This is a genomic window from Chthoniobacterales bacterium (assembly GCA_039930045.1).
Taxonomy (GTDB): domain Bacteria; phylum Verrucomicrobiota; class Verrucomicrobiia; order Chthoniobacterales; family DASVRZ01; genus DASVRZ01.
The window spans coordinates 174,537-191,029 of record JBDSQB010000005.1; the positions used below are offsets into that span (position 1 = coordinate 174,537).

The following is a 16,493-nucleotide window of genomic DNA, read 5'->3' on the forward strand; positions in this document are numbered from 1 at the left end:
CCCTTTTTATGACCACTGGCCAACGCATACGCATCCGACTCAAAGGTTTCGACTACCGGATGCTCGATCAATCCTCTATTGAAATCGTGGAAACCGCCAAGCGCACCGGCGCTCGTGTGGCCGGCCCGATCCCGCTGCCCACCCGCATCGAGAAATTCACCGTTAACCGTTCTGCCCACGTGGATAAAAAATCCATGGAGCAGTTTGAAGTTCGCACCCACAAGCGCCTGCTCGACATCATCGAGCCGACCGCCAAGACCGTCGATGAGCTCCGCAAACTGAACCTCCCGGCTGGTGTGGACATCACTATCAAGATCTGACGTTTCAGACCCCAACATTTTTATGAGAATCGGACTTTTAGGTAAAAAAATCGGTATGACCCGCGTCTATGACGAGAAGGGCCGTGCCACGCCAGTGACCGTGATTTCGGCCGGTGGAAATGCTCTTCTTCAGGTGAAAACCCTTGAGAACGACGGGTATTCCGCCGTGCAAGTGGGCTTCGACACCCAGAAAGAATCCCGCGTTCCCAAGGCGGAACTCGGCCACTTCGCCAAGACTTCCTCGGAGCCAAAAAAACGGCTCGCTGAATTCCGCCTGGAAGAAACCGACACCATTTCTGGCGATGTGAACCTGAAGGTTTCCCGTTTTCAGCCTGGCCAGTTGGTCGATGTCATCGGTCAATCCAAGGGCAAAGGTTTCCAAGGCGTTATGAAACGTCACAACTTCGCCGGCCAGCCGATGACCCACGGTCATACGACTCACCGCCGCAACGGCTCGATCGGCAACCGTTCGACTCCGGGTCGTGTCTGGAAAAACATGGGCATGCCCGGTCACATGGGTGACGAGCGTGTCACCGTGCAAAATCTCCGCGTTGTCCAAGTTCGTGAAGAAGAAAACGTCATCCTCGTCGCCGGGGCAGTTCCCGGAGCCAACGGCGGTTACGTGATGATTCGTCCCGCGATCAAAAGCCCAACTCCAACTGAGGTGGCCATCTAATTATGAGTGCAACAGTTTTTACCATTGAAGCCGCCAAGGCTGCCAATATCGCCGTGATCGAAAACGGTCGTGGCACTCAGGCAGTTCATGAAGCCATCGTTGCGATGCGCGCTGCTCGTCGCAGTGGCACCGCAAGCACCAAGACCAAAGCCGAAGTCAGCGGTTCTGGTTCCAAGCCATGGCGTCAAAAAGGCACGGGCCGCGCTCGTGCCGGTTACAAATCGTCCCCGGTCTGGAGCGGTGGCGGTGTCGCATTTGGCCCCAAGCCTCGTGATTACACGAAGAATGTGCCGAAGTCGGTTCGCCGTCTCGCTTTCCTGAAAGCCCTCAGCTCCAAGATCGCCCTCGGCGATGTGCTCGTGGTCGATTCGTTTTCCGTTTCCGAGCCGAAGACCAAGCAATTTGTTTCCCTCCTCGGTGAACAAACTCCCGAGACCAAAACCCTCGTGATTGCTCTCGCTTTCGACGAAAACACTTACAAGGCGGCCCGCAACGTTTCCTCCGCCCTGCTCAACACCGCGACCGACGTCAACACCGAGCAACTTCTCGCCTTCCGCAAGATTGTTATCGTGAAGGACGCCCTCGCCAAACTCGCAGAAAGAGTCGCCTAATATGAACGAGATCTACGATTTCATCCAAACGGTCCGCCTGACTGAAAAGGCGACCTTGCTCGCCGAAAAGGAAAACAAATACGTTTTCAGCGTCAGCCCTTCCGCGAACAAGATTCAGATCAAAACCGCCATCGAAAAGCTCTTCGGCAAGAAAGTTCTCAGTGTGAACACAATGAACTATGCCGGTAAGAAAAAGCGTGAGCGCCGGGCCGACTTCGGTCGCAAGAACCACTGGAAAAAAGCAATCGTCACGCTGAAGGAGGGCGACAAAATTGAGCTGGCTTAATCGCTAATCTCAATCGCACAAGACTTATGGCACTTAAAACTTTCCGACCGCTCACTCCGGTCCAGCGCTTTCAGGCGCTTCCCACTTTCGACGAAATCACGACGAGCAAGCCCGAGAAAAGCCTGCTCACCACCAAGAAAAAAACCGGTGGTCGCAATAACAACGGACGCATCACCACCCGTCACATTGGCGGTGGTCACAAAAAGAAACTGCGCCTGATCGACTTCAAGCGCACCCTGCGCGGAGTTTCTGCAGATGTTGTTTCAATTGAGTACGATCCGAATCGTTCGGCTCGGATCGCTTTGCTTTCCTACACGGACGGCACCAAGGCTTACATTTTGGCTCCGATTGGACTCACCGTCGGCACCAAGGTTTCCGCAGGTGAAGCCGCTGCGCCTGAAATTGGCAATGCACTTCCTTTGAAGAGCATCCCGCTCGGCACCACCATTCACAACATCGAACTCGTCCCCGGTCGCGGCGGTCAAATCGCCCGCAGCGCTGGCCAGGCGGCTATTCTCAGCAACCGCGAGGGTGGTTACGCCCTGATTCGCATGCCTTCCGGTGAAGTGCGCCAGATTATTGAAACCTGCTACGCCACCATCGGCCAGGTCGGAAACATTGAGCACATGAACGTCTCCAGCGGCAAGGCCGGACGTTCCCGCTGGCTCGGAGTTCGTCCCACCGTTCGCGGTATGGTGATGAACCCGGTCGATCACCCAAATGGTGGTGGACAAGGCAAGAGCAAGGGCGGTGGCGGACGTCACCATCCGATGTCTCCATGGGGTCAATTGGCGAAGGGCTTCAAGACTCGTCGCAAACACAAGCCAAGCAACCGCTTCATCGTGGAGCGCCGCAAATCCTCCAAGAAGAAATAATTTATGGGCAGATCACTCAAAAAAGGGCCGTTCGTTGACGTTAAGCTCCTTGAAAAAATTGATAAGATGGCAGACGCCTCGGTCAAAAAACCAATTAAAACCTGGTCCCGGCGTTCCATGATTACCCCCGACTTCGTTGGTCACACCTTCCTGGTGCACAACGGCAAAATTTTCGCCTCCGTTTTCGTTACTGAAAACATGGTGGGCCACAAACTTGGTGAGTTTTCCCCGACTCGTGTCTTTAAGAAACACGGATCGCATACCGCCAAGGTGTCCAAATAGTTTAGGGTGGCTCATGATGCCACTGCCCAAAATCCTCCGGTGTTCGTTGATTCGAATGCAAGTCGGATCAGTGGCGGTCATCATAGGGTTGCTCGCCGAGTGTGGGTCGAATGCCATTGCGCAGACGGTCAATACTCAAAGTTCTTTCTCAGATACAATTGAATTAGCAGATCCCAAGTCGGCAGCCAGCGCCATTACGGCGGCGGTTTCTGATACGGAAGATTTGCTCAAGCAGAACCTGATTCTGCAAGAGCAGGTGCGCTCGATTTCCGAGGCCTTGGTGCAAGCCAAGACTGAGGCGGACGCTGCGGTGACCGAAAACCGGGAGTTAAAAACCCGGATCGAAGCCCTCGGATTAAACGCGATTGGAAACGATCGCAGTAAGCTGGAGCAGCGACTCGTCAAAGCCGTCAGCGACCTGAGTGTTTCGCAAGCCGCCCTGGCCGAAAACAAAAAGATTCTCGCTAGTCTGACGGAGGCGATCCTTTCGCTTTTGAAGACTTCCAAGGATGTTTCACCCGAAGCACGCCTGGCTGTTGAAGCCGAGCTAAGGAACGCCAGCCAAAACGCTGGAGTCGAACCTGAGTCCGCTCAAAAAGCGGAACCCATCGGTGCCAGTTTGACCAATGCCCGGGTCATCAGCCTCAAACCGGAACTTGGTCTATTGATCGGCAATATCGGCTCCAATGAATCCGTGAAAATCGGAATGCCTTTCCGGGTCTATGAGGGACAAACTCCCATAGCCTTGGTACGAGTCGTCGATGTCCGCGAGAAGCTTTTCGGAGCGCTAATTCAAGAAACTTTATCTGATAAAACCCCTGTCAAAGTAGGGCATCGACTCAAAGTCGCGGCCAATTAAAGACTCAACAACATGCAAGTTAAATCCATTTACAAATACGCTAAGATCTCGGCCTTCAAGGCCCGGGAAGTGACGCGTGAAATTCAAGGTCTGCCAGTCTCGGCAGCTCTCGACATCGTCACGTTCAGCCCCAAAAAAGCGGCTTTCCTGATTGCCAAGACGCTGAAGAGCGCGGTGGCCAATGCCGAGAACAACAATGATTTGCGTGCTGAGAATCTGGTTGTGAAAGAAGCGATCGTCGGTGAGGGCTCGACCATCAAGCGTTCCCGTCCACGGGCTCGCGGTAGCGCCAGCCCGATCCGCAAGCGCACGGCTCACATCAGCATCACTTTGACCGACGAGATCGTCATTGAGACTCGCGAGTCCCGCAAAGCCAGCAAGCCGAAATCCAAGGCAAAAAAATCTTCCGCCAAAGTTTCTTCCCCGAAAGCCACCAAGCCAACTGTCTCCCCTGAAGCCGCTCCCGCCGCTTCCTCCGAAACCAAAGAATAATCGTTATGGGTCAAAAAGTTAATCCAATTGGGTATCGTCTCGCGCTCAGCCGCGACTGGCGTTCACGCTGGTATGCCAACCGTCAGGAGCTTCCTGGTTTCCTCAAGGCCGACATCGACATCCGTGCTTACGTTAAAAAGAAACTCGCGCTCGCGGCGGTTTCCAAGATCGTCATCGAACGCGCCTGGAACAGCATCCGCACCACGATTTACACGGCTCGCCCTGGTATCGTGATCGGACGCAAAGGTTCTGAGATCGAGAACATGACTCTGGAAATCGCCAAAATGTCCGGCGGCAAACAGGTCAAAATCGACATTCAGGAAATCAAAACTCCGGAACTCGATGCACAACTCGTGGCCGAAAACATCGCCATGCAGATCGAGCGCCGTATTTCTTTCCGCCGTGCCATGAAAAAAACCGTCCAGCAGACGATGGAATTCGGTGCACTGGGAATCAAAGTCCGCTGTGCTGGCCGCCTCGGCGGTGCAGAAATCAGCCGCTCGGAAGCCTATCGTGAAGGCAAAGTGCCACTGCACACCCTGCGCATGCCGATTGACTATGGTTTCGCGGAAGCCAACACGGTTTACGGTAAGATCGGCATCAAATGCTGGATTTGCAAAAAGGACGAAGCGCCTGTTGCGGAGGCTCCCAAAAAGGAAGCCAACGTTTAATTTTTCAATTTTAATTTCTAGGAGACTTTTATGCCATTGATGCCCAAAAGAGTGAAGTATCGCAAGACCCAGCGCGGCAGCCGCAAGGGAACTGCTTCACGCAATATCAAAGTTGATTTCGGTGAATTCGCCCTGCAAACCTTGGAGCGCGCCTGGATCACCAACATTCAAATCGAAGCCGCCCGTGTCGCATTAACTCGCAACATGAAACGCAAAGGAAAACTCTGGGTTCGTATTTTCCCAGACAAATCCGTCACCGCTCGTCCGCCTGAAACCCGAATGGGTAAAGGCAAAGGCCAGCCCGAGTATTGGGTCGCCGTGGTTCGGCCCGGCAACATTATTTTTGAACTCGATGGTGTGCCGGAATCCATTGCTCGCGAATCGCTGCGCCTGGCGGCAACCAAGCTCCCGATCCGCACCCGCTTTATCTCGCGTCACCACGTCGCTACCTAACTCCCATGAAAATTAAAGAAGCACGCGATCTGAGTCCCGAAGAATTGGTGGCTCGCAAGTCCGAACTCCGCAAAGAAGCCTTTCAGCTTCGCATCCAGCAAGGCACCGGCCAGTTGGAAAACCCGAGCCAGCTCACGAAAATCCGAAAAGATGTGGCCCGTATCGAAACAGTCCTTTCGGAACGCAATAAATAGTGTATTCTCACCGCCCCAATTAAAACACGCCAGATGAGCGAATCCCTTTCCACCACTCCAAATCCAGCCGCTGAAGTGCATCACGTCCGCAAGACGCGCGTCGGTCAGGTTGTTTCCACCAAGTCCGCCAAAACGGCTGTGGTCGAGACCACCACCCGCGTTCCGCACCCGAAGTTTGGCAAGATTATCAAGCACTCAAAGAAATTTCACGTTCACGACGAGAATAATACTGCCCAAGTCGGCGACACGGTGGAGATCATCGAGACGCGTCCATTGAGCAAGCTCAAGCGCTGGCGCTTGGTGTCCGTCATCAAACACTAACCAGCAAATTTTATGGTCCAGATTAGATCCAGATTAGATGTTGCCGATAACACAGGCGCCCGCATGGCGACCATGATTGGTGTCATTGGCAAATCCACCATGACTGCCGAAGTGGGCGATGTCATCACCGCCAACGTCAAGGAGGCCGCGCATAACGGCACTGTGAAAAAAGGCGACGTCGTTCGCGCCGTCATCGTTCGCACCCGGCAGCCGATCAAGCGTGAGGATGGATCAGCCCTGCGTTTTGATAACAATGCGATCGTCATTATTGACAAGGATTTGAATCCGCGTGGAACTCGCATCTTCGGCCCAGTGGCCCGTGAGTTGCGCGAAAAGAATTTCATGAAAATCGTTTCCCTAGCCCCGGAGGTCGTATGAGTGCATTGAAGACCCACGTTAAAAAAGGCGACGACGTCGTTGTCATCTCCGGCAACCACCGCGGTTCGACCGGCAAGATTTTGCAAGTTCTTACCCGTAAGAATCAGGTTCTCATCGAGGGCGTGCGAATGATTAAGAAACACGTCAAGAAATCTGCCGAACATCAGAATGGCGCCATTATTGAGCGCGAAGGTCCGTTGCACATTTCAAATGTGAAGCTTTCCACTGTTGCCGAGCCTGCGAAGAAAACTTCTCGCACGAAGAAATAAGTTATTATGGCCGCCACACTTTACACTGAATACAAGGAACGCGTCGTTCCCGCCCTCAAGGCGACACGTGGATACTCGAACATCCACCAGATCCCGAGGATCCAAAAGGTCGTCATCAACACCTGCATCGCGTCTCAATCGGACGTCAAGCAGGCGCTCGAAGACGCCAAAAACGAGTTGGGTATGATCACGGGCCAAAAGCCTGCGGAGACCATTTCCAAAAAGAGTATTTCCAACTTCAAACTCCGCGAAGGCCAGCCCATTGGGGCTAAAGTCACCCTGCGCGGCGACAAGATGTATGAGTTCCTCGAACGTCTCATCCGCACCGCTCTGCCTCGCATCCGCGATTTCCGTGGGATTTCTCCCAAGGCATTCGACGGCAACGGCAACTACACCCTCGGTGTTTCCGATCAATCCATTTTCCCTGAAATCGAACTCGATAAAATTAAACGCAACATTGGTTTTGACGTCACCATCGTGACATCTGCCAAGACCAACGACGAGGCGAAGGCTTTGTTGGTGGAAATGGGCGTTCCCTTCACTGACAAAGCCAAGAAAGCGCCTGCCAAGGCTGCCTAACATTGGCGAACTAATTATGAGCACTGTTACCGATCCCATATCCGACTTTTTGACTCGGATTCGCAACGCCAGCGCCGCCCGCAAGGCCCTGGTAGAAGCTCCTTATTCCCGCATCAAGGCCGACATCGCCAAGATCTTGAAAGAAGAAGGCTACATTTCTGATTACTCCGTTGAAACGGAAATCACCCAGCCGCAAATCAAAGTTACCACTAAATTTGTCAACAAGACCGCCGCCATCACCGGCGTTAAGCGCGTCAGTCGTCCTGGTCTCCGCAAATACGTCGGTGCCACGGAGATTCCCCGGGTTCTCGGTGGTCTCGGTGTGGCCATTCTTTCCACTCCGAAGGGTGTGTTGAGCGGTCAGAAAGCGAAAAAAGAAAACGTCGGCGGCGAAGTACTCGCCTACATCTGGTAAAGGATCACTAAAATGTCACGTATCGGAAAAAAAGCAGTTGTTCTGCCTGAAAAAGTCACTTTCGGAGTGAATGCAGAAGGCTCGGTCAGCATTGAAGGCCCCAAAGGCAAGCTTCAGTGGGTTCTGCCCAAGCAAATCAAGGCCCGCCTCGAAGGCTCCAATGTGGTGATCGATCGCGAAAGCGAGAATCGCCAGGTTCGCGCTTTGCATGGTCTCAGCCGCGCTTTGGTCGCCAACATGGTTACCGGAGTCAGCACGGGATTCAAAAAGGATCTTGAAATTCAAGGCGTTGGTTTTAAAGCCGCCGTGCAGGGAGCCGTGCTCAACTTGAGCCTCGGTTTTTCTCACCCCATCAATTTCTCCATCCCGGCTGGCATCAAAGTCACGGTGACTGAAAACACCAAGATCGCCGTGGAAGGTATCGACCGTCAGCTCGTTGGCCAAGTGGCTGCTGACATCCGCGCTTACTACCCACCTGAGCCTTACAAGGGCAAGGGCGTCCGTTATGCGGGCGAGCAAATTCTCCGCAAGGAAGGCAAAACAGTCCAATAATCTATGTCCGCCCAAACTGCCAAAAGCAACATTCAACTCCGTCATGCCCGTATCCGCAAGCGGATCACCGGGACCGCCGCCCGTCCTCGTCTCGCGGTGCATTTCTCTGGCAAAAACGTTTATGCGCAAATTATCGACGACACTCTCGGCGAGACTTTGGTCGCAGTGCAAACCACCGAGAAAGCATTTCGTTCCGAGAACAAGTCTGTTCACGCCAATCAAGCCATCGCTGAAAAAGTTGGCGCGCTGATCGCGGAGCGCAGTAAATCCAAGAACGTGACAGCAGTGGTTTTCGACCGCGGCGGTTTTATGTATCACGGTAAAGTCAAAGCTCTCGCCGACGCAGCCCGCGCTGGTGGCCTCCAATTTTAATATGGCAAATCCAAATCAAGGTCGCAGAAATGATCGGAATCGTGAGGACAAAGGTCCGAAGTCCGACACCACCGAAAAAGTCGTTTTCATCAATCGTTGCGCCAAGGTCGTCAAAGGTGGACGCCGTTTCAGCTTCAGCGCATTGATCGTTGCTGGCGATCATAAGGGCAAAGTCGGTTGTGGATTTGGCAAGGCCAATGAAGTTTCCGAGGCCATTCGCAAAGCTTCCGATGCCGCTCGCAAATCCATGGTGGCCGTGGCTCTCCGCGAAAACTCCATTCCGCACGAAGTCATCGGTGAATACGGTGGTGGTCGCGTGCTTTTGCGCCCCGCGTCTCCTGGAACTGGCATCATCGCCGGTGGTGGAGTGCGTGCGGTCGTCGAAGCGGCTGGCATCAAGGATGTCTTGGCTAAATCTCTCGGTTCCGACAATCACGCAAACGTGGTTAAGGCCACCATTGCGGCTCTCCTGGCGCTTCGCCAGAAAGACCAAATCTTCACTCTCCGTGGCATCAATCGCTCCACTCCTGAAGTGGCGGCCGCCTAATTTTTTAAGGAATATTTCCCATGCAACTTCATACCATGAAGCCCCGTCCGGGCTCCCGTCATCGCACCAAACGCCTCGGCATCGGTGAAAGCAGCGGCCACGGCAAAACCAGTGGCAAAGGTCACAAGGGCCAGAAGGCTCGTTCCGGTGGCAGCATTCGTCTCGGCTTCGAAGGTGGCCAGATGCCGCTCATTCGTCGTTTGCCCAAGCGCGGATTCAACAACGCCAACTTCAAAAAGAACTACGCCATCGTCAATCTGGATGATCTGAATAGTTTTGCGGACGGTGTCACTATTGACGAAACAGCTTTGCTCGAAACCAACCTAATTCGCGGCAAATATGTCGGCGTTAAAATTTTGGCGCGTGGAGAAATCTCTAAGAAAATCATCATTGAAGCCGACAAAGTGACTGATGCAGCCCGTGCTAAAATCGAGGCTTTAGGTGGTTCTATTATTCTTCGGCCTGCCAAAGAAGGTACTGTCAAAGGCGTAAAAATCGTTAAGGCGAAAGTCTCAAAAACCGAACGAACTTTTAAGGCTCAAAAAGCGGTTGCTACCAAGGTCGCCAAATAATTGCGGTTAAGCTTTTGCGCTTTGAGCTTTAGCCGATGATCTCCGCCTTCGTCAACGTATTTAAGATTCCTGAGCTGAAACAACGGGTGCTTTTCACCCTTTGGATGCTTGTTATCGTCCGCATTGGTGCGGCCATTACCACTCCTGGCGTCAACGCCCATGTCTTGCATGAGTGGTTCCGCACTGCAGTGGATCCACAGGCGGGTGGCAATGTCGCCGCCTTGTTCAGTTTGTTCAGCGGTGGCGCACTCGAAAACTGCGCCATTTTTTCGCTGGGCGTGATGCCCTACATCAGCGCCTCGATCATGATCCAGTTGCTGACAGCGGTTGTTCCGCAACTCAGCAAACTCGCTCGTGAGGACGGTGGTCGTCAGAAAATCACCCAATACACGCGGTATGCGACGCTCATTCTTTGCGTCTTCCAAGGCTACCTGCTTTCGCTTTCTTTCATTCACCCAGAGACAAGTCCGTTTCTTCCGGGCATCGCTGAAACCATCAAGCGCGTCGGACCATTGGTAATTTTCCCGAGCGACTGGGGTTTCTCGGTCATCACCGTCATCACTTTGACGGCGGGCACCATGTTCCTCATGTGGCTGGGTGACCAAATCACCGATCGCGGCATCGGCAATGGCATGTCCATGATCATTACCGTCGGCATTGCCGCACGTCTTCCCGCCGCGATGGTTCAGGCGTGGAAAACCTTCGTTCCGTCCGAGGCTGGGCAGGCCAGTCAGGTCACGCCGTTCCTGTTGGTCGTGATGGTTCTATTTCTCGTGATCGTCATTGCGGGCGTCATTGCCATTACCCAAGCGCAGAGAAAAATTAGCGTGCAATACGCCAAGCGCGTCGTCGGTCGCAAAGTTTACGGTGGTCAGACTCAATACATGCCGCTCAAAGTCAATTATGCCGGCGTCATGCCGATCATCTTTGCCCAGGCAATTCTGCTTTTTCCCAGCTCGATCTTGGGCTTCCTTTTCAAAGGACAAGGCTGGGCACAACAGCTTTCGCAGATGCTCGTCGGCGGCTGGCTGCATTACACTTTGTTCGGTGTGATGATCTTTTTCTTTAGCTACTTTTGGGTCGCCACCCAGTTCCAGCCGAATCAAATCGCAGACGACTTAAAGAAATATGGCGGCTATATCCCGGGCGTTCGTCCGGGCAAGCCGACGGCGGAGTTCCTCGATTTCACCATGAGCCGGCTCACGTTTGCGGGAGCGATTTTCCTGACCCTGATCGCGATCTTCCCTCAGATTTTGATGGAAGCCATGCATGTCCCGAGAGTGGTGGCAGGTTTCTTCGGCGGCACCAGTTTGCTCATTTTGGTCGGCGTCATGCTCGACACGATGCGCCAGGTGGAGACGCATTTGATTCAACGCCATTACGACGGCTTCCTCCGCAAGGGCAAGATCCGTGGTCGTTTCGAGCGTGCGGCCTACAATCGTGGCAACGCCATCAGCGACAGCACCATGGTCTGGCTTTCGACTTCCATGGCGATCTTGATCATTGTGGCCGTGGTTATTTTGCTCTTCGTGCAAAATAAATAGAGGTCTGTGTGAAGCGCCGGATCGTCTTGCTGGGCCCGCCTGCCTCGGGGAAAGGCTCCCAGGCACAGCTTATTTTTCAGAAATACCAGATTCCCGCCGTTTCCACGGGACATCTCTTACGCGACGAAGCGGCGGCTAAAACGGAACTCGGCCAGCTTGCCGCAGCTTACACGTCGAAAGGCCAGTTGGCCCCCGATCCCTTGGTGATGGCAGTTTTGAAGAAATGGCTCGGTGGTGGACGCGAGTCTTACGTTTTCGATGGATTCCCCAGAACTCTGGATCAGGCAATTCAACTCCAGCCGTTGCTGGCAGCCGCTGGCATTCCATTGGAAGTCGTCTTGTTTTTGGAATGCGACTTTCCCACCATCGAAAAACGCGTGCTCGGACGGGTGACCTGTTCTTCCTGCAAAACTATTTTCAACATTGGACTCCATGTCGAATCTGGCACGGCTCCGTGTCCCAAATGTGGTGGCGTTTTGGAGCGGCGCGCGGATGACCAGCCCGAGGTGTTGCAGCATCGCATGGTGCAATATTTCGAAAAAACCGCACCCCTCGTGGAATTTTATCAAAAGCAGGGGCTCCTGCGCAAAATCGACGCCAACCAGTCGATGGATGAGATCTTTTCCAAGATTGAGGAGGCGTTGCTGTCATGATCCCTATCAAGACCGCCAAGGAAATTGACCGGATGCGCGAGGCGGGCCGTCGCGCGGGCGAAATCATTGGTCAGGTGAGCCGCCTGGTTCAACCCGGAGTCACCACCGGCGAGATCGACGTCGCCGCTGCCGAATTGATCGCGCAACATCGCTGCACGAGCGCATTTCTCGGCTATCGCGGGTTTCCCGGAAACATCTGCATCTCGCTTAATGAAGAAGTCGTGCATGGCATCGGTGGCAAACGCCGCATTCAATACGGCGACATCGTGAAGCTGGACATCGGGGTTTTTTACGAGGGCTTCGTCGGCGACACTGCAACTACCGTTGCGGCAGGGGCGATTGATTCGAAAATCCAAAATCTGCTGGAGGCGACCGAGGCATCCCTTTATCTGGCAATCAAACAAGCCGTGGCTGGAAACCGCGTCGGCGATATTAGTTCGGCCGTCGAGGACGAAATCACCGCGCATGGATTCAGCGTTGTCCGGGAATTTGTCGGGCATGGCGTCGGCCGCAAACTTCACGAGGAACCGCAAGTGCCCAACTACGGTCGCCCTCGCTCCGGCGCGAAATTGAAACCCGGAATGACTCTGGCCATCGAGCCGATGGTGAACATGGGCACGTCGGCGGTCAAAATTCTCGCCGATGGCTGGACCGTCGTTACCGCCGACGCGCGTCCGTCTTCGCATTTCGAGCACACTGTTTTGATCACTGACGGAGAACCCGAGATTCTAACTTGGCGCGAAAAATCGCCTGCCACCGCCGTTTCTGCCCAGCCCGTCAGATAACATCTGCTGCAAATCACCGGGAACCCACAAAATTTTACCAAAAAATGCTTTTCACCCGCATTCACATCTTGCCACGGGAAAATCTTGTGGTAGAGATGTCCCCCTGCGACTTGTCAAAGGGCTGGATGACCGTCCTGCCCCAGATGAGAAAGCAGGGCAACAGCACATCAAACGCACCCGGAATTCATCCGCGGATGACCCATCGGGAGCGTTTTTTTGTCCCCAAATAGGATCACCCTTCCGCAGTCGAAGCCGACTAGACTGCTGGAAATAACGATACGCGACGGCAACTTCCGAACCTCAAAAGATTTACCATGAAAGTAAGAGCATCAGTCAAAAGACTCTGCGAGCAATGCCGCATCGTTAAGCGTCAGAACGTCGTCCGAGTTGTCTGCAAAAATCCGCGTCACAAACAGAAGCAAGGTTAATTCTCCGTCCACTTTACTCATTTTCCATTATGCCAAGACTCTTAGGTGTTGAAATTCCCGGCGACAAACGCATCGAAGCCTCCCTCCCGTATATCTACGGAATCGGACCGACGACCGCCAAGCGCATCCTTGAACAAGCCAATATTGACCCCAATATTCGCGCGAAAAACCTCAGCACCGAGCAAATGGGCGAGCTGATTCACGCGATCACGGCCAGCAAACTCGCCATCGAAGGCGACCTTCGCCGCGAGATCCAAGGCAACCTGAAGCGTCTCCAGGCCATTAACTGCTATCGTGGCATTCGTCATCGCCGCAGCCTACCCGTTCGCGGCCAGCGCACCTCCACCAACGCCCGCACTCGCAAAGGTCCGCGCAAAACCGTCGGTGTGCAGAAAGCGAAAGCCTAATTTTCTCCTAACCTATCATGTCCGAAGAAACCAATTCACCCGCTGAAGAACCCGCTGTAACTCCCGTGGAAGCCGCGGCAGCCCCAGCCACCACCGAGACTCCTGCCGCTGCCGAAGCGCCCGTCAAGAAAGCTCCCAAGGCCAAGACTCCGAAAGCCAAGAAGGAAGCCGCTCCCGCCGAAGAGAAGAAAGAAAATCTCTCGCTCGACAACAACGACATCGAAAAAGTCAAAGTCGTCCGCGCCAAGGGTGCCAAGAACATCCTCAGCGGCGTCGCCCACGTCCTCGCCACCTTTAACAACACCATCGTCTCCATCACCGACCAAAACGGCGCGGTGATCGGTTGGTCCAGCGCTGGCAAAGTCGGCTTCAAGGGTTCCCGCAAGAGCACCGCTTACGCCGCCCAGATGGTCGCGCAGGACGCCTGCCGCCAGGCCATGGGCCACGGTCTCAAGGAAGTCGAAGTCCGCGTCAAAGGTCCCGGTTCAGGCCGCGAATCCGCCGTGCGCGCCCTCCAGGCCGTGGGTCTGGAAATCAGCGTCATCAAAGACGTCACCCCGGTGCCGCACAACGGCTGCCGCCCGCCAAAACAACGCCGCGTCTGATCCGAGTTTCATTTTAATCTAAAATTTTATGGCAAGATACACAGGCCCCAAATCGAAGATCAGCCGCCGTTTCGGCGTCGCCATCTTTGGCCCCAGCAAAGCACTCGAACGCAAGAACTATCCGCCCGGCATGCACGGCCCGAAAGGTTCCCGTCGCAAGACTTCCGAATACGCCCTCGCGTTGATGGAGAAACAAAAGCTGCGCTACCAATACGGCGTCCTCGAGCGTCAATTCCGCCGCTACTTTGAGATCGCCCTGACCCGTCGCGGCATCACCGGCGAAATCCTTTTGCAACTCCTCGAGACCCGTCTCGACAACGTCATCTTTCGCCTCGGTTTTGCCAATTCCCGCAACGCCGCCCGCCAGATGGTCGGCCACGGCCACGTCACGGTGAACGGCCGCAAGGTGGATATCTCCTCCTTCACCGTCCGCGCTGGCGACGTCATCGCGATCAAAGACAAGCCTGCTTCTCGCCGTCTCGGTGCCAAGTATGTTGAGTTGACCCAGATCGCCCCGATCCCCGATTGGTTGACCGTCGATAAGGAAAACTTCACCGGCTCCGTCTCCCGCATCCCGAGCCGCGAAGAGATCGCCCCGATCGTCAACGAGCAGCTCATCGTCGAGCTTTACTCCCGCTAAAACTCCGTCGGAGTTTCATCCGAATCACTAAAACCCCGCCTGTTCGCAGCGCGGGGTTTTTTGTTGAGCGGCAACCAGGGACACGACATCGAAACCGGCCTGCCCGGTCGTTGCACCAATAATCAATCGGGTTGGTCGAATGGAGGCATTGTCTTCTCCATTGCTTTTTGGAAGACGTGACCGTTGGCCTATGGCACACTTTCGTCCATGACTCCCTCCTCACGCGATGCCCGCGATCCTTTGCACGGGGTCACGTTGAAAGCGATCCTCATGCAGCTCGTGCAACGTCACGGCTGGGAGGAATTGGGCGACCGCATACCGATCCGATGTTTCCAGTATGAGCCGTCGGTCCAGTCGAGTTTGACCTTTCTGCGCAAGACGCCGTGGGCGCGGAAACGGGTGGAGGACTGGTTTCTGGCCGAGTTTCGGAGCACCCCGACCGAGACCGAGTCGAGTTAGATCGCGACCTGCGCGGTGTCGCGGGCGAGGGATTTTTGGTTCGAGAGCCAGACGATTCCGGCGACGAGCATGACTACGGAGACGGCGAAGAAACTTTGCGACCAGGTGCCGTGGTCCTTGATCCAGCCCATCAGATACGGGGAGGGGACGTCGCCGAGGAGGTGGATGACCAATATATTCGCGGCAAAGGCGGTGGCGCGCATGTTGGCCGGTGTGACGTTGGCGATGGCGGTGTTCGACGGGCCGATGTTGAGGAAAAGGAAGAACATGGCCAGCGCGATGAAGATCCAGGCGAATGGCATGGGCACGTAAAGCATGGCGATGGTGCAGGGGAAGGCCAGGAGCATGCCGCAGCCCGAGACGAGGAAATACGCGCCGGAGAAACGACTCCGCAGCCGGTCAGCCAGCCAGCCACCGAGCAGGGTGGAGATCAATCCCGTGACCGCGAGGATCGCGCCAAAGATAAGGCTGGCGGTGGCGATGGGCACGCCGCGATCCTCGTGAATGTAGGTCGGCGCCCAGACGGAGAGGCCTCCGATGGCGAAGGTCATGGCGGCCTGCGCGAGGATGTTGGTGACGAGCGAGGGGATGCGCAGGAGTTTTTTGTAGTCGCTCCATCCGGGTTTGAGCGCATTGGAACTCGATTCGCGCCGGGGTTCGCGCATGAAGAAGCAGAAGGCCGCGAGAAGCAGTCCCGGTGGCACCACGAGATAAAAAGCCCAGCGCCAGTCGAGCCATTTCGTCATCAGACCGCCAAACGCGTAGCCGAGCGCGCTGCCGACCGGGATCGCCATAAAGAACCACGCCAGGACTTGCCCGCGTTTTTCCACCGGATAGCAGTCGCTGATGATCGTGGGCGCGGCCGGTCCGTAACCCGCCTCGCCGATGCCGAGGAAAACCCGGGTGAGCAGGAGCATGACGAAGCCCGTCGCCAACCCCGACGCGCCGCTGGCCAGACTCCAGAGGCCGACGCTCAGGCCGATAATCACCCATCGCGAGTAACGATCCGCCAGCCAGCCGAAAATGGGTGCGGTGAGCATGTAACTCAGCAGAAACGCGGTCGTAAGCAGTCCGGCTTTGGCGTTGGCATCGGGCGCTCCGGCGAGAAACGTGGCTTTGATGTCGGGGATGACGGCGGCCAGAATGTAGCGGTCGAGGTAGCAAAAAAGATTGATCGCCAGGAGCAGGGCGAGGGATTTGCGGGCGCCGGGCAGGGTGTCAGTCATTGATTTTTGGTCGTTTCCCCGG

At 55.0% G+C, this 16,493-nt stretch carries 28 protein-coding genes and 1 pseudogene; 28 read left to right on the top strand and 1 reads right to left on the bottom strand.

What is annotated here, in order from left to right:
* Nucleotides 1–8 precede the first annotated feature (8 nt).
* The 28 genes and pseudogenes from rpsJ (at nucleotide 9) to ABIT76_05410 (ending at nucleotide 15,245) form a co-directional block, all read left to right on the top strand.
* Nucleotides 9–320, top strand: a complete 312-nt coding sequence (rpsJ, locus tag ABIT76_05275) for a 30S ribosomal protein S10 (protein MEO7932551.1) — start codon at nucleotides 9–11, stop codon at nucleotides 318–320.
* A 22-nt stretch (nucleotides 321–342) separates the two neighbouring features.
* Complete coding sequence (rplC, locus tag ABIT76_05280; GenBank protein ID MEO7932552.1) at nucleotides 343–996, top strand: 50S ribosomal protein L3; 654 nt, start codon at nucleotides 343–345, stop codon at nucleotides 994–996.
* Nucleotides 997–998: 2 nt separating this feature from the next.
* Nucleotides 999–1,607, top strand: coding sequence for a 50S ribosomal protein L4 (gene rplD, locus ABIT76_05285; protein ID MEO7932553.1), 609 nt, complete (start codon nucleotides 999–1,001; stop codon nucleotides 1,605–1,607).
* Between the two features lies 1 nt (nucleotide 1,608).
* The gene (gene rplW, locus ABIT76_05290) at nucleotides 1,609–1,893 is read left to right on the top strand and encodes a 50S ribosomal protein L23 (protein ID MEO7932554.1); all 285 of its coding nucleotides are present in this window, start codon (nucleotides 1,609–1,611) and stop codon (nucleotides 1,891–1,893) included.
* Between the two features lie 26 nt (nucleotides 1,894–1,919).
* A complete protein-coding gene (rplB, locus tag ABIT76_05295) occupies nucleotides 1,920–2,768 on the top strand; it encodes a 50S ribosomal protein L2 (protein MEO7932555.1) in 849 nt (282 codons plus the stop codon).
* A 3-nt stretch (nucleotides 2,769–2,771) separates the two neighbouring features.
* The gene (rpsS, locus tag ABIT76_05300; protein ID MEO7932556.1) at nucleotides 2,772–3,050 is read left to right on the top strand and encodes a 30S ribosomal protein S19; all 279 of its coding nucleotides are present in this window, start codon (nucleotides 2,772–2,774) and stop codon (nucleotides 3,048–3,050) included.
* A 13-nt stretch (nucleotides 3,051–3,063) separates the two neighbouring features.
* Entirely contained in the window at nucleotides 3,064–3,909 is an 846-nt protein-coding gene (locus tag ABIT76_05305; GenBank protein MEO7932557.1) for a hypothetical protein, read from the top strand.
* A gap of 12 nt (nucleotides 3,910–3,921) precedes the next feature.
* The gene (gene rplV, locus ABIT76_05310) at nucleotides 3,922–4,401 is read left to right on the top strand and encodes a 50S ribosomal protein L22 (protein ID MEO7932558.1); all 480 of its coding nucleotides are present in this window, start codon (nucleotides 3,922–3,924) and stop codon (nucleotides 4,399–4,401) included.
* A 5-nt stretch (nucleotides 4,402–4,406) separates the two neighbouring features.
* A complete protein-coding gene (gene rpsC, locus ABIT76_05315; protein MEO7932559.1) occupies nucleotides 4,407–5,072 on the top strand; it encodes a 30S ribosomal protein S3 in 666 nt (221 codons plus the stop codon).
* Between the two features lie 30 nt (nucleotides 5,073–5,102).
* Nucleotides 5,103–5,525 carry a 50S ribosomal protein L16 gene (rplP, locus tag ABIT76_05320; protein ID MEO7932560.1) on the top strand — a complete coding sequence of 141 codons (423 nt, stop codon included), beginning with the start codon at nucleotides 5,103–5,105 and terminating at the stop codon, nucleotides 5,523–5,525.
* A gap of 5 nt (nucleotides 5,526–5,530) precedes the next feature.
* Nucleotides 5,531–5,719, top strand: a complete 189-nt coding sequence (gene rpmC, locus ABIT76_05325; GenBank protein ID MEO7932561.1) for a 50S ribosomal protein L29 — start codon at nucleotides 5,531–5,533, stop codon at nucleotides 5,717–5,719.
* Nucleotides 5,720–5,752: 33 nt separating this feature from the next.
* Nucleotides 5,753–6,040: a 30S ribosomal protein S17 gene (gene rpsQ / locus ABIT76_05330; GenBank protein ID MEO7932562.1), complete on the top strand. Its 288-nt coding sequence runs from the start codon at nucleotides 5,753–5,755 to the stop codon at nucleotides 6,038–6,040.
* 12 nt (nucleotides 6,041–6,052) lie between these two features.
* Nucleotides 6,053–6,418, top strand: a complete 366-nt coding sequence (rplN, locus tag ABIT76_05335; protein MEO7932563.1) for a 50S ribosomal protein L14 — start codon at nucleotides 6,053–6,055, stop codon at nucleotides 6,416–6,418.
* A complete protein-coding gene (rplX, locus tag ABIT76_05340; GenBank protein ID MEO7932564.1) occupies nucleotides 6,415–6,687 on the top strand; it encodes a 50S ribosomal protein L24 in 273 nt (90 codons plus the stop codon). Before rplN ends, rplX begins: the two co-directional genes overlap by 4 nt.
* Before the next feature lie 6 nt (nucleotides 6,688–6,693).
* Nucleotides 6,694–7,266: a 50S ribosomal protein L5 gene (gene rplE, locus ABIT76_05345; protein ID MEO7932565.1), complete on the top strand. Its 573-nt coding sequence runs from the start codon at nucleotides 6,694–6,696 to the stop codon at nucleotides 7,264–7,266.
* 16 nt (nucleotides 7,267–7,282) lie between these two features.
* The gene (rpsH, locus tag ABIT76_05350) at nucleotides 7,283–7,681 is read left to right on the top strand and encodes a 30S ribosomal protein S8 (GenBank protein ID MEO7932566.1); all 399 of its coding nucleotides are present in this window, start codon (nucleotides 7,283–7,285) and stop codon (nucleotides 7,679–7,681) included.
* Between the two features lie 12 nt (nucleotides 7,682–7,693).
* The gene (gene rplF, locus ABIT76_05355) at nucleotides 7,694–8,233 is read left to right on the top strand and encodes a 50S ribosomal protein L6 (protein ID MEO7932567.1); all 540 of its coding nucleotides are present in this window, start codon (nucleotides 7,694–7,696) and stop codon (nucleotides 8,231–8,233) included.
* 3 nt (nucleotides 8,234–8,236) lie between these two features.
* Entirely contained in the window at nucleotides 8,237–8,605 is a 369-nt protein-coding gene (gene rplR / locus ABIT76_05360; GenBank protein ID MEO7932568.1) for a 50S ribosomal protein L18, read from the top strand.
* Between the two features lies 1 nt (nucleotide 8,606).
* Nucleotides 8,607–9,152, top strand: a complete 546-nt coding sequence (gene rpsE, locus ABIT76_05365; protein ID MEO7932569.1) for a 30S ribosomal protein S5 — start codon at nucleotides 8,607–8,609, stop codon at nucleotides 9,150–9,152.
* Between the two features lie 20 nt (nucleotides 9,153–9,172).
* Nucleotides 9,173–9,604, top strand: a pseudogene (gene rplO, locus ABIT76_05370) (50S ribosomal protein L15).
* 155 nt (nucleotides 9,605–9,759) lie between these two features.
* Nucleotides 9,760–11,268, top strand: a complete 1,509-nt coding sequence (gene secY / locus ABIT76_05375; GenBank protein ID MEO7932570.1) for a preprotein translocase subunit SecY — start codon at nucleotides 9,760–9,762, stop codon at nucleotides 11,266–11,268.
* An 8-nt stretch (nucleotides 11,269–11,276) separates the two neighbouring features.
* The gene (locus ABIT76_05380; GenBank protein MEO7932571.1) at nucleotides 11,277–11,921 is read left to right on the top strand and encodes a nucleoside monophosphate kinase; all 645 of its coding nucleotides are present in this window, start codon (nucleotides 11,277–11,279) and stop codon (nucleotides 11,919–11,921) included.
* Entirely contained in the window at nucleotides 11,918–12,706 is a 789-nt protein-coding gene (gene map / locus ABIT76_05385) for a type I methionyl aminopeptidase (protein ID MEO7932572.1), read from the top strand. The genes ABIT76_05380 and map overlap by 4 nt, the downstream gene beginning before the upstream one ends.
* A gap of 314 nt (nucleotides 12,707–13,020) precedes the next feature.
* The gene (rpmJ, locus tag ABIT76_05390) at nucleotides 13,021–13,134 is read left to right on the top strand and encodes a 50S ribosomal protein L36 (protein MEO7932573.1); all 114 of its coding nucleotides are present in this window, start codon (nucleotides 13,021–13,023) and stop codon (nucleotides 13,132–13,134) included.
* A 29-nt stretch (nucleotides 13,135–13,163) separates the two neighbouring features.
* Nucleotides 13,164–13,541, top strand: a complete 378-nt coding sequence (gene rpsM / locus ABIT76_05395) for a 30S ribosomal protein S13 (protein MEO7932574.1) — start codon at nucleotides 13,164–13,166, stop codon at nucleotides 13,539–13,541.
* A 17-nt stretch (nucleotides 13,542–13,558) separates the two neighbouring features.
* The gene (gene rpsK, locus ABIT76_05400) at nucleotides 13,559–14,146 is read left to right on the top strand and encodes a 30S ribosomal protein S11 (GenBank protein MEO7932575.1); all 588 of its coding nucleotides are present in this window, start codon (nucleotides 13,559–13,561) and stop codon (nucleotides 14,144–14,146) included.
* A 28-nt stretch (nucleotides 14,147–14,174) separates the two neighbouring features.
* Nucleotides 14,175–14,786, top strand: a complete 612-nt coding sequence (gene rpsD / locus ABIT76_05405; protein ID MEO7932576.1) for a 30S ribosomal protein S4 — start codon at nucleotides 14,175–14,177, stop codon at nucleotides 14,784–14,786.
* Between the two features lie 207 nt (nucleotides 14,787–14,993).
* Entirely contained in the window at nucleotides 14,994–15,245 is a 252-nt protein-coding gene (locus tag ABIT76_05410; GenBank protein ID MEO7932577.1) for a VF530 family protein, read from the top strand.
* Here the strand turns inward: ABIT76_05410 and ABIT76_05415 are convergent.
* Nucleotides 15,242–16,471 carry an MFS transporter gene (locus ABIT76_05415; GenBank protein MEO7932578.1) on the bottom strand — a complete coding sequence of 410 codons (1,230 nt, stop codon included), beginning with the start codon at nucleotides 16,469–16,471 and terminating at the stop codon, nucleotides 15,242–15,244. The genes ABIT76_05410 and ABIT76_05415 overlap by 4 nt on opposite strands.
* Between the last annotated feature and the right edge of the window lie 22 nt (nucleotides 16,472–16,493).